Annotated in this window: 10 protein-coding genes, 1 tRNA gene and 1 pseudogene; 6 read left to right on the forward strand and 6 right to left on the reverse strand. The window is 62.3% G+C overall.

From position 1 onward, the window contains the following. Positions 1 to 54: 54 nt before the first annotated feature. On the forward strand, positions 55 to 1,269 hold the full coding sequence (locus DID96_RS30520) for a DUF1501 domain-containing protein (protein ID WP_124602950.1): 1,215 nt from the start codon (positions 55 to 57) through the stop codon (positions 1,267 to 1,269). Between the two features lie 7 nt (positions 1,270 to 1,276). On the opposite strand, the gene hpnD is transcribed toward DID96_RS30520, so the two are convergent. Further along, entirely contained in the window at positions 1,277 to 2,110 is an 834-nt protein-coding gene (gene hpnD, locus DID96_RS30525; protein WP_185732412.1) for a presqualene diphosphate synthase HpnD, read from the reverse strand. Between the two features lie 245 nt (positions 2,111 to 2,355). Between hpnD and DID96_RS30530 the strand changes: the two genes are divergently transcribed. From DID96_RS30530 to DID96_RS30550, 5 genes and pseudogenes are all read left to right on the forward strand, one after another. Then, positions 2,356 to 2,442, forward strand: a tRNA-Leu gene (locus tag DID96_RS30530). 252 nt (positions 2,443 to 2,694) lie between these two features. After that, positions 2,695 to 2,889, forward strand: a pseudogene (locus tag DID96_RS30535) (integrase); the annotation flags it as partial. A 361-nt stretch (positions 2,890 to 3,250) separates the two neighbouring features. Further along, positions 3,251 to 4,690 carry an APC family permease gene (locus DID96_RS30540; protein ID WP_124602951.1) on the forward strand — a complete coding sequence of 480 codons (1,440 nt, stop codon included), beginning with the start codon at positions 3,251 to 3,253 and terminating at the stop codon, positions 4,688 to 4,690. Positions 4,691 to 4,710: 20 nt separating this feature from the next. Then, on the forward strand, positions 4,711 to 5,415 hold the full coding sequence (locus DID96_RS30545) for a LuxR C-terminal-related transcriptional regulator (RefSeq protein ID WP_185732413.1): 705 nt from the start codon (positions 4,711 to 4,713) through the stop codon (positions 5,413 to 5,415). Between the two features lie 335 nt (positions 5,416 to 5,750). After that, positions 5,751 to 6,983, forward strand: coding sequence for a porin (locus DID96_RS30550; protein ID WP_124602953.1), 1,233 nt, complete (start codon positions 5,751 to 5,753; stop codon positions 6,981 to 6,983). A 69-nt stretch (positions 6,984 to 7,052) separates the two neighbouring features. On the opposite strand, the gene DID96_RS30555 is transcribed toward DID96_RS30550, so the two are convergent. From DID96_RS30555 to DID96_RS30575, 5 genes are all read right to left on the reverse strand, one after another. Continuing rightward, positions 7,053 to 8,540, reverse strand: coding sequence for an aldehyde dehydrogenase family protein (locus DID96_RS30555; RefSeq protein WP_124602954.1), 1,488 nt, complete (start codon positions 8,538 to 8,540; stop codon positions 7,053 to 7,055). Positions 8,541 to 8,593: 53 nt separating this feature from the next. Beyond that, the gene (locus tag DID96_RS30560; RefSeq protein WP_124602955.1) at positions 8,594 to 8,962 is read right to left on the reverse strand and encodes a cupin domain-containing protein; all 369 of its coding nucleotides are present in this window, start codon (positions 8,960 to 8,962) and stop codon (positions 8,594 to 8,596) included. 34 nt (positions 8,963 to 8,996) lie between these two features. Beyond that, complete coding sequence (locus DID96_RS30565; protein ID WP_124602956.1) at positions 8,997 to 10,298, reverse strand: FAD-binding oxidoreductase; 1,302 nt, start codon at positions 10,296 to 10,298, stop codon at positions 8,997 to 8,999. Between the two features lie 81 nt (positions 10,299 to 10,379). Further along, a complete protein-coding gene (locus tag DID96_RS30570) occupies positions 10,380 to 11,243 on the reverse strand; it encodes a molybdenum cofactor biosynthesis F family protein (protein WP_124602957.1) in 864 nt (287 codons plus the stop codon). Positions 11,244 to 11,653: 410 nt separating this feature from the next. Continuing rightward, on the reverse strand, positions 11,654 to 12,129 hold a 476-nt coding region (locus DID96_RS30575; RefSeq protein WP_185732414.1), incomplete at its 5' end, for a 4Fe-4S dicluster domain-containing protein.

Genomic DNA, 12,129 nt, shown 5'->3' on the forward strand with positions numbered 1-12,129 from the left:
GAACACGAGTCGCCGACGCGGCCTGCATGCGACGCGGCCGGCAAAGGATGCACGATGAACCGACGTGATTTCCTCGCGCTCACGGGCGCCGCCGCGACGGCGGGCGTGTCGCTCTGGCAGCCGGGTGCGCTCGCGGCCACGCTCGCCGCGCCGAAGGCGAGGGCCGGCTATTCGAACGTGCTGATCCTCGTCGAGCTGAAGGGCGGCAACGACGGCCTCAATACCGTGGTGCCGTATGCGGATCAGCAGTACTACCTATTCCGGCGCAGCATCGGCATCAAGCGCGACCAGGTGCTGCAGCTCGACGAGCGCACGGGGCTGCATCCGTCGCTCGCGCCGCTGCTGCCGATGTGGCGCGACCGGCAGGTCGCGATCGTGCAGGGCGTCGGTTATCCGCAGCCGAACCTGTCGCACTTCCGCTCGATCGAGATCTGGGACACCGCATCGCGCTCGGACCAATACCTGCGCGAAGGCTGGCTCACGCGCACGTTCGCGCAGGCGCCGGTGCCGGCCGGCTTCGCGGCGGACGGCGTCGTGCTCGGCAGCGCCGAGATGGGGCCGCTCGCGAACGGCGCGCGCGCGATCGCGCTCGTCAATCCGGCGCAGTTCATCCGCGCCGCGCGGCTCGCGGAGCCTGTGTCGCTGCGCGAGCAGAACCCGGCGCTCGCGCACATCATCGAAGTCGAGAACGACATCGTGAAAGCGGCGGACCGGCTGCGACCGCGCGGCGGCATGCGCGAATTCCGGACGGCGTTTCCGGCGGGAGCGTTTGGCACCGCGGTGAAGACCGCGATGCAGGTGCTCGCCGCGTGCGACGCGTCGGGGCCGGGTGCGCAGGACGGCGTGGCGGTGCTGCGGCTCACGCTCAACGGCTTCGACACGCACCAGAACCAGCCGGGACAGCAGGCGGCGCTGCTCAAGCAGTTCGCCGAAGGGATGAGCGCGATGCGCGGTGCGCTGATCGAGCTCGGACGGTGGAACGAAACGCTCGTGATGACGTATGCGGAGTTCGGGCGGCGCGTGCGCGAGAACCAGAGCAACGGCACCGATCACGGCACGGCTGCACCGCATTTCGTGATGGGCGGGCGCGTCGCCGGCGGGCTGTACGGGGCGCCGCCCGCGCTCGGGCAGCTCGACGGCAATGGCAATCTGCCGGTCGCGGTCGATTTTCGTCAGCTCTATGCGACCGTGCTTGGGCCCTGGTGGGGGCTCGACGCGACGCACGTGCTGCAGCAGCGCTTCGAGCCGCTGCCGCTGCTGAAGGCATAGCCGCGCGTTAGCGCCGGCGCGCGGCGCGCCACGCGATCCACAGGTTGCGGATCGGTGTCAGAGCGATGCGCTGGTGCAGGACCTGGTAGCCGTCGCGTTCGATCTCGTCGAGCAGCGCGCGCGCGAGCGCAAGCTGTGCGCGCAGCGTGCGTTGCGTACGGCGCTCGGCGGCGGGGATCGCGGCTTCGGCGCCCGTGAGTGCGTCGCGGGCCCGTGCAGTCTGGAATTGCAGCAGTTCGGTGAAGGCGGGGCTGTAGCGCCGGTTCAGCAGATCCGCGGCCGTCACGTTGTAGCGCTGCAGTTCGTCGATCGGCAGATAGATGCGGCCATGGCGCGCATCGTTGCCGAGTTCCTGAACGAACTGTGCGAGCATCAGCGCGTGGCCGACGGGCTCGGCCCACGGCTGCGGCTCTGACGGGCGCGCAGCGCTTGCGCGCGCGACGAGCGCCGCAAAGCCGCCACCGACCAGCGTGATATAGCGCTGCAGGTTCGCGAAGTCGAGGTAGCGCGCCTGTTCGAGATCCATGCCGTAGCCGCCGACGAGTGCGCGTAGCGCGTCGTGTTCGGCCGCGATCGACGGGTGATGCTGCGCGAGCGCCTTGGTCACCGGATGCGACGGCTCGCCGGCCGCGAGCGCCGCGAGTTCTTTGTGCCACCACGCGAGCTTGGTGTGGCCGACGGTCGGGTCGCTGGTTTCCTTGACGGTTTCCTCGAGTTCGCGGCGCAGCGCGAAGAGGGCCGTGAGGCGCGGCTGGACGCCGAACGGCGCCTGCCGCAACGCGTAGTAGACGCTGGAGCCGGCGGGGGCGGCTTTCTGCTGACAATAGTCGTCGAAATTCACGTGCGGGATCGTGTCGGGGAGGCGGTATCGGGGGGACGCGCGGTTGCGCACCGCCGGAAGCATCAAGCGCGGAATTCTAGCATCGGCACGTGAATGCCGCCTGCCGATGGAGACAACGCGTCGCAGATCGGGTAGAATCTCGCGCTCGCCTGATCGGGCTGAGCCGGTTTCGATGCCGGCGTGATGTCCCGGGCGCGCGGCGCAAGCACTCGATGCACGCCGTGCGGTCAGGCGACAGAGCATGCGCGTGAGTGGCGAAATTGGTAGACGCACCAGGTTTAGGTCCTGACGCCCGCAAGGGTGTGCCGGTTCGAGTCCGGCCTCACGCACCAACTCAAGTTCCGGTTTGTTCCCGAGAACTCTTGAAACCCGCGATAGCCAAAGGCTTCGCGGGTTTTTTCATGCTGCGATGTTCCGGGTAGTACCGATTGAAGCTGGGGGCAAGTTGGGGACAACATGGAAGTGTGTCCTGTCTGAGTCTCGGTGCCCCCATGCCGCTGACCGATACAGCTATCAAGAATGCCAAGCCTGCCGCGAAGCCTACGCGCTTGTTCGACTGTGGCGGCTTGTACCTGGAAATTTCTCTCGGGCCGCTTGCGACTCAGGCAGTCGCGATTCTCCGCGAGTTGCACTCGCTGACCGGAGGCGGTCGCTACTTGTTTCCTGGCGCGCGCGATCGGAATCACCCGATGAGCGATGCCGCTATCAATGCCGCGCTGCGTCGGCGCGGCTACGACACATGTACAGAAATAACCGGACACGGATTCCGCGCGATGGCCTGGTTTGCTCCTTACGCGCGTCGTGCTGCCGAAGGGGGCAGGTCACCTGACACGATGGAGAGCGGCTATGGAGCAGTTCCCGGTCCTGATCCGATCGAAATCTCAGACAATCTCCGGGGCCTTGCCTGGGTTGTGCGGGGTCGTGAACGCGCCAATGTATGACCGGTGGTTGGTCGTCGTTCGCGTTTTGATCGCTCGCGCGCTGCCGCTGCCACTGACGAAGGCGGGCGGTGGTGGTCGATGTATAGAAATTGAAAGAAAGAATCAGCCGAACGGTTGATTGTGCACGGTGATTTGGTTCTGAAGAATTGTCTTCATCCGACCTCGCTGAGAGGGTCGTGAATTCAGGAGACAGTCGAAAATGAATGGAAACGTCCAAAGCAAGCCTGCGCTCAGGAAAAACGCGCTCGGCATGTTGTCGATCGTATTTCTTGTCATTGCAACCAACGGCCCGTTGACCGCACTTGTCGGCGTGATACCGGTCAGCATCAGTCTCGGCAACGGGATTGGCGTTCCCGGCACATTCGTATTCGCTGGCCTGATTTACCTGCTATTCAGTGTCGGATACGCCGCCATGAGCCGTTACGTGAAAAACGCCGGGGCGTTCTATGCCTACATCGCGACGGGCCTTGGCCGGCCGGCAGGCGTCGGTGGCGCATTTCTCGCGCTGCTGGCCTACAACGCGATGCAGCTTGCTTGCTATGCGCTGGTCGGTTTCTTCATCAGTCAGTCGCTGGAAGCCCACTTAGCGGTGCATGTGCCATGGTGGGTCTCGGCCGCAGCGGTGGTGCTTGTCGTGCACTACTTTGGCTACCGCAACGTCGAATTCAGCGGCAAGTTTCTGTGTGTGCTCATGGGATGCGAAATCGCCATCATCGTGATCTTCGATGCTGCGGTTGTCGGCCATGGAGGGCCTCAGGGATTCTCGCTGAGTTCGTTTGCCCCGTCGACAGTGTTCACCGCAGGGTTCGGACCGTCCCTGGTATTCGTCGTCGGCTCGTACATGGGCTTCGAGACCACGGCGATCTACGCTGAAGAGGCGCGAGATCCGGTGCGCAGTATCCCGCGCGCAACGTACATGGCGATCACCGCCATCATGTGCCTGTATGCCGTCTCGGTATGGATGATCATCACCGCCTACGGGCCGGCCGACGCGATCGTGCAATCCGGTAAGGATCCGGGCAACATGTGGTTCACGATGACGGGAAAGCTGGTGGGCGGATGGGCGGCCGATGTAATGGGCGTGCTGATGATCACGAGCCTGCTCGCCGCGTTGATCAGCTTTCATAATACGATTTCCCGTTACTTCTTCTCGCTCGCGCGCGAGGGCGTGATCTGGCCCGTCCTGGCGCGTACCCATGCAACTCAGCAAACGCCTTATGTCGCCAGCGCGGTGCAGACGGCTTGTGCGCTGGTGGTACTGGCGGCTTGTGCTGTGAATCATGTCGATCCGCTGCTGGGCGTGCTCCCCTGGTCGAGCGTTGTGGCCTCGGTCGGCATCGTTGCGGTTCAGGGATTTGCTTCATTGGCCGTGTTGGGATTTTTCTGGAAGAATAGCCGTGGCGTGTCGATCTGGCAGCGTCTCGTGGCGCCTGCGCTGGCGTCGCTGGGGCTGTTTTTCTGTCTGTGGCAGATATTTGCGCATATCGACTTGCTCAGCGGCAGCGACTCGATCGTGGCGCGTCTGGTGCCGTTCGCGACCCTGGCGGTTGCGGTCGTCGGTGCCGCATTTGCGATGTGGCTCAGGTCGGCTCGCCCGGCGCTGTACGCGAATCTGGGGCGTTTATTGAGCGAGGTTTAGTTGAAATGCGCGAGTGCGAGTTGACGAATGCGGAGCGGCGGAATCAGTTCTCGGCGGACTCGCGCTTTGCGGAAGAGACCATTCACTTCGTGGCGCGGACGACCGGGGTCAGGACGGTGGCGTTCTATTTCGTCGACGACAATACCGGCTACTGCGATTTCCAGCGCCACGAGGTGCCCGAGACGTTCCATCGCCAATACGAAACCGGTATGTGCAAGTACGACCCGTTCGAGATTCATCGGGTCGCCCTGTCGGATTTGCGCAGTGCGAGGCTGACGCAGCGCGTCGGTCACTGTCCGGAGGATCAGCACTATGTTCGATTCCTCCGCGCGCATGGTTATACGGATGTCGTGGAGATGTTGTTTCGGAATGAACGACGCGTGGTTGGCGGCATGTCGCTGCTGCTTCACGAGTGCGATGACGACGCGGCGATCCTGTCCGCAGTCGATGCGATGCAGCCGTACATCGAGTTCAATCTTTGCCGGGCGCGCAATCGTGGTACGCCGGCTCGCAAGCGGGAGGCGGCGCAACGCTTCCTGTTGTCGTCGCGTGAAATCGATGTGGTCGACCTGATGATGCGGGGGACCACGAACAACGATATCGCGTCGAGCCTCAATATCAGCGTGGCGACAGTCAAGACCCATGTACTGAAGATCTTCCACAAGGTCGGGGTGTCGAATCGTTCGACACTCGTGTCGAAATTGTCCGAGTACGGTTTCCATTGATTTTCGCTGCCGCGGCCCATGCCGCCCGGCAGCAACATGCAACTCATCAGTTTCCGCGCTCCATCATTCCGCTACGTTTGTATCGGCTTTCCGCTTTCGCGGTCTTCTCCGCGCCATTCCCCTTAAGTGTTTACCCGCCCAGGTCGCGAAATCAACCAAACGGTTGATGTTGGCGTTGTGGATCGGTGCAGGACAATCGATTCGGCAGGACGATTATCCGTTCCGCGGAACCGGCGGCTAGCCGCGAGATAGTGCGGTCAATCCGCAAAGTCAGACAGGCGGGGGCTGGCAAAAAGCTGTCAGGCACGCGCCAAAAAAGTTAAGGATAACTACTTATGAAAGCATGTCTTTTCGATCTGGCGTGTCACGGAGGAAGGGGTGGGGCGATCGCGGTTGCGGCAATGCTTGCCTGCGGCAGTTCCTACGCACAAAGCAGCGTCACGCTATACGGTGTGATCGACACCGGCATCACGTACGTCAACAATCAGCAGCAATCGGTGGCGGCTGGCGTCGCCGGAAAGCGTGCGTGGAGCATGACAAGCGGAAACGTCGCCCCTACTACGCTCGGTTTCAAAGGTACCGAGAGCCTGGGAGGGGGATACAACGCCGTCTTCGACCTGAGGAACTATTTCCTCTCGAATAATGGTGCGCTGTTCGAGCAGAATGCATTGTTCGACGCGACTGCCATCGTCGGGATTCAATCGGACCGATGGGGTGCGCTCACATTAGGGCGACAGTTCGATTCGTATACCGATGCGTTGGCGCCGTTCGCGGTCAGCAACACTTGGGCGGGGCCTGCCGGCGCGCATTTCGGCGATATCGACAATCTCAATGCAGCCTTCAACGTCAACAATGCCGTGAAATACCTGAGCCCGAGCTTTTCCGGTCTGTCGTTTGGCGGTACGTTCAGCTTCGGCAACCAGGCGGGTGCATTCGCGACAAACCGCGCGTGGGCGTTGGCAATCAACTATTCGAACGGTCCATTCTCGGCCGCGGCCGGTTATCTGTCGATGCGTAATCCGCTGACAGCCGGGCTGCGCGGAGATACCGCGTATATCGGCGAACTGAGTTGCGGGCAAAGTCCGTCGAGTTACTGCGGGATGCACGACAGCGACGAGCTGCGCACGTTCGGAGCGGGCGCCAGCTATGCGTTCGACAAGCTGACCCTGTCGGCCACAGTCACGCAGGCAAAGCTGCTGGGCAGCCGCTACCTGACGGCGATTGCAGGGCCGGTCAGCGATATTCGATTCGACACGGCTGAAGCCAGCGCGCTTTATAACGTGACGCCCGCGCTGCAGGCAGGCATCGCGTACAGCTACACGCTCGCGAAGATATCAACCACCGATTCGCGGACCGATATTCACAAGGTGAGTGTGGGCGGCATCTACAACCTGTCCAAGCGGACCGCACTGTACGCGACGGTGAACTATGAAAAGATGGCCGGCGATGGTCTGGGCATCGACCCGCTGACCGGCGCGATGCGCAACTACGCACAGTTGGCCTATGTGGGTAGCGCAAATGCGTCGTCGCAAGTGGCCGTATCGGTTGGAATCAAGCACATGTTCTGATCGCGGCACGAATGCAAAGGGCCGGCGCCTCGCCGCGCCGGCCCTTGAATGGATGATGCCCGGTGTTCTTCAGTGCCGGATCATGACCGACTTCAGTTCCGTGTAATCGTCGATGAAGGCCGAGCCGAACTCGCGGCCGATGCCCGATGCCTTGACGCCGCCGAAAGGCAGCGCAGGATCGAGGAACGTGTGCATGTTGACCCACACGGTACCTGCTTCGATGCGAGGAATCAGGTTCATCGCCTTGCCCAGGTCGTCGGTCCACAGGCTCGCCGCCAACCCGTACGGCGTGTCGTTGAACAGGTCCACGAGTTCTGCCTCATCGTCGTAGGCCAGGAATGTCGCGATCGGGCCGAAGGTTTCCTCGCCGAGCATCTTCGCGCGGCGATCGTCGACGAGGATTGCGGTCGGCGTCACGAAGTAGCCGGTGCGGTCGAGCGGCTGGCCGCCGAATGCGATCGTGCCGCCTTCGCTGCGTGCCAGATCGAAGAAGCCGACGATCTTGTCGAAGTGGGCGCGGTTCGAGAGCGGACCGAACTGGGTGCGCTCGTCCATCGGATCGCCGATTTGCAGGCCTGCCAGCGCACTCTTGAGCTTTTCGAGCACCTCGTCGAGACACGAGCGATGCACGAAGAAACGCTCGCCGGCGGCACATACTTGCCCCTGGTGAACGAAGCCCGATTCGAGGATGCCGGCCACGGTCTTGTCGGCATCGACGTCCTTCAGAAATCCGACGGCATTCTTGCCGCCGAGTTCGAGCGTCGCACGCGTGAGCTTGGCGTCCATCGCGCTGCGGCCAACTGCCATGCCGGTCGGCACCGAGCCGGTAAAGCTGACCTTGGCCGTGCCTGCGTGATCGATCAGCCAGCGCCCGGGATTGCCGCCGCCGCTGACGACGTTGAAGGCTCCGGCCGGCGCACCGGCTTCGGTAGCCAGTTCGGCGATGCGCAGTAGCGTCAATGGCGTGAACTGGCTCGGCTTGATGATGACGGTGCAGCCGGTCGCCAGTGCTGACGCGAATTTCCAGACTGCGATCAGGATCGAGAAGTTCCACGGCACGATGCCGACCACCACACCAACCGGCTCGCGCCGAGTGAATGCACTGTATCGCTCGCCGTTGAACGACGGCAGCGAGGGCGTGATGGTTTCGCCGTGGATGCGCGTGGCGGCGCCGGCATAATGCTTGAGAAAACTGATCGCTTGATCGACTTCGAACGCGCGCGAAATCTGGATGATCTTCCCCGACTGCAGGGTTTCGATCTGCGCGAGTTCCTCGCGATGCTTCTCGAACAGATCCGCCAGCCGCAGCAGGACATTCGCCCGTCCGGCCGGCGTAGTCTGTCCCCATGCGCCTTCGAACGCGGCGCGGCTCGACGCCACCGCCGCATTGACGTCGTCACGCGTCGCGTCGGCAACATCGGCGATTTCCTGTTCGTTCGAGGGGTTCACGACCGCAATGCGGTCACCTCGACTTTCGACGGCACGGCCGTGGATGTAGTGCCCGTGAGGGCGGGAAAGAAAGGCCGTGACTTCAGGCAGAGTTGAAATCGCTGTCATGGGAACCCATCGAAAATGGATGTTGATGAAGGGTGCGAAGAACCGGTGTGCCGTCAGGCAAACAGCAGGAAATGCTTCGTGTAGCTGTCGCCCAGCACTTCCCAGACAGTCGATGTGCCCTTCGTGACGAACCAGGAGTCGCCGGCCTTGAAGTGCCGGGTCTCACCCGTCGATTCATCGGTGATACGCACTTCGCCATGCATGATCGTCGCCTGCTCCGAGAACGGGTAGACGAGGCGGTACTTGCCCTTGCTCGTGCCGAAATAGCCTGCATTGACGGGGTCCGTGAAGGTGCCGTAGGTACTGTGTGCGTATGCCTGCACGTCGCCGCCTTCGAGAATCTCGCCTCCGAGGGCCGTCAGGCTGCCGAGCGAAGCGAGTTCGGCGATGGTTTTGCCTTGCTGGAGAGGAATCATGGACATGTTGTACTCCTGAACGGAAAGGTTCGAGTGGTGCTCAACGGCGCCCGTGGAAATAGCCGGACGTCTGATGGGCGAGCTTGCCGAGGCTGACCAGCAGCGCGCGGAAATGATCCTTGCCGGGGATCGACGCATGGCCGATCGAGCTCAGCAGGCGGTAGCGGTCGGAGCCGCCCATGATCCCTTCCGCCAGGATCTTGCAGAGCAGCTGGCTGGGCGTGACGCCGAATCCGGAGTAGCCCTGTACGTAGAAGACATTGGGGCGATCGACGAGTGTGCCGAGCTGCGGAAAGAGTTTCAGGCTGCAGGGCAGGGGGCCGCCCCATGCCATGTCGATCCTGACGTCGGTCAGGTACGGGAAGATCTTCAGCATGCGAGCCCGGCAGAAGGCATACAGGTCGCCAGGCATGTATTCGAGCAACTGGTGCGCGGTGCCGAACATCAGCCGGTTGTCGTTGGTGACACGGAAATAATCGATGACGGGCCGGATGTCGCTGTACGCACCACGGATCGGGCTGATTTGCTCGATCAGCGCGGCCGGCAGCGGTTCGGTAACCGAATTGAACGCCCAGACATCGAGTGTTTTTCCATGCAGTTCGGGCTCGATGCGGTTGTTGAAGCCGTCCACGGCCCACACCAGTTGCTTCGCCCGAATGCTGCCCTTCGCTGTGCGAACATGGATACGATCGCCATAGGTGACTTGCAGGGCAGGGCTGTGTTCGAAAATGCGCACACCGTAGCGCTCCGATACGACCTGTGCTTCGCCCAGCAGCAGGTTCAGCGAATGAACGTGGCCGCAGCCATTATGCAGGAGCGCTGCATGATAGACGTCCGAGCCAATGATTTGCTTCACTTCGCTGCCTTCGAGGTAGCGGATTTCGTGCGGCGATCCCGGTGACGAAAATTCGGCTTGCCATTGCTGCAGTGTGCGGGCCTGGCGCGCATTGAAGGCCAGATAACCGTAACCGCTGCGAATGTCAGCCTGGATGTCGTACCTGGCGATACGCTCGCGCATGATCTGCGGCCCCAGATCGTTGAGTGCGAAGATCGCCTTCAGGCCATCTTCGCCTACGTCATGCTTGATACCGTCCAGGTCGTGCCCGACTCCGACCATGACGTGGCCGCCGTTGCGGCCGGAGCCGCCGTATCCGAGATGGCGGGCTTCCAGCACGACCGTATTCGTGAGCCCGTGCTCGGCGAGTTCGAGCGCCGTGTGGATACCCGAGAACCCGCCGCCGACGATGACCACGTCGGTTTCCAAATCGGCTTCCAGCGACGGGAAGCTCAATGCGTACTTGGTGGTTGCGGTGTAGTAGGTCGCGGTTTCGTCTACATGCATGGTATGGGTTGTTCGCTTTACGTTAGCGGGCGGGTGAACCGGTTCATTGATTCGCGAGGGGCCGCTGCCGGTTCCCGAGTCTCACTCCGCGAACGTGGTCGGATAGGCCGTGTCGTTGAGGACGGTCGCTTTCGAGCCGAACGTGAGGTGGACCATCCGGTTCGGCTTCGGATCCCAGCAAAAGAACCGGCCAGTGGAACGCATGTGCTGGAGATCGATCACCACGATCGATTCCACCGGCATGATGGTTTCTGTCCAGAACAGGATGTAGAGGTCCGGTGCGACATCGAAGTAGGCGCACTTCTCGACGTCTGCCACACCGACTTCGGCGCCGTTGACGCAATGCCAGGCCATCACCTCGCGGCCGAAATAGACGTGTTCGTACCAGTCGTCCGAGCTGTAGCGATAGAGCACGCGCTTGCCGACCAGGGAGGAGGACTGGCGAACAGGCGCGTCGCCGGGTTTTCCATCGACAGTCGCGGTCTGATAGGCGGTAGTGGTGCGTTTCTCGCCGTTCCGATCGACGAAGCCCGAGACCGCGGCGAACAGGTTGCCGCTCTCGAGCTTCCAGACGAGGGTCACGCTTTCGTCGAATCCGTCCTTGAAGAATTCGACAAACACCACGCCCGGGCGGATTTCCATGGCTTCGTACGAGTGCGTGCCGCTCGCGCCCGCGCCTTCGCCTTCGCCTTCGCCTTCGAGCAGCTTCCACGAGAGCGTGTTTTCGTCAAGGAAGTGGTGCTCGATGAGCCAACCATTGTCGAAGCGGAACACTTCGCGTACGCCTGCCAGAACCGAGGTGCGCGGATACTTGTGCTCCGCGAAGCCGTCGGCCATTTGTTCGAGCGTCGGCCATTGCTCGACGGGAACGAACTGATGGTTCTCGATGGCTTGGGTAATGCTGTAATCCATGACGGGGCCTCCTTGAAGTAGAAATCGCTGCACGTGCCTGTTCGATCGCACAATCGATCCCGCTACGGGAAACGGATATTTGGGCGACGCGCGACCAGGGAGGGAGCGACGGGTGCTTCGAATCGTGTTGTCGAATAGGATCGAGCCGATTCTAGGTAGCCGCGGAAATTGATTGAATCAACCAAAAGGATGATTTTCTCGGCGACAAGGGGTGGGAAGAAGGGTTGAAACCAGGACTGAGGGTGCGAGTAGCCTGCAGCCTCGGGCATGTCGCCAAGGCTGGCAACGGGCGATGCAGGGAATTCGGGTTCGATGTTGGAGCGCCCGACCGTCGAACGATGAATGCAAGCGGGGCGCTGCGTGACGCAGCGCCCGGTTTCGTTTGCGGCGCTTCGCAGTGACCAACGCAAAACGCGCCGCTCGTGGCGGCGCGTTCCGGCAGGTTACATGTTCGGGTAATTCGGCCCGCCGCCGCCTTCGGGCGTGACCCACACGATGTTCTGCGTCGGGTCCTTGATGTCGCAGGTCTTGCAGTGTACGCAGTTCTGCGCGTTGATCACCAGACGGTCGCTGCCGTCGTCGTTCTTCACGAATTCATACACCGCCGCCGGGCAGAACCGGCCTTCGGGCCCCGCGTACGTGCGCAGGTTCACGTTCACCGGCACGTTCGCATCCTTCAGCGTCAGGTGCGCCGGCTGGTTCTCCTCGTGGTTCGTGTTCGAGATGAACACCGACGACAGCCGGTCGAACGTCAGCTTGCCGTCCGGCTTCGGATACTCGATCGGCTCGCACTGCGACGCCGGCTTCAGCATCTCGTGGTCCGCGTGCTTGTGGTGCAGCGTCCACGGCACGTTGCCGCCCATCACCTTCTGCTCGAGCCCGACCATCAGCGTGCCGAGATACAGCCCCTTGGCCATCC

This window comes from Burkholderia sp. Bp8963 (genome assembly GCF_003854275.1).
Lineage (GTDB): Bacteria > Pseudomonadota > Gammaproteobacteria > Burkholderiales > Burkholderiaceae > Burkholderia.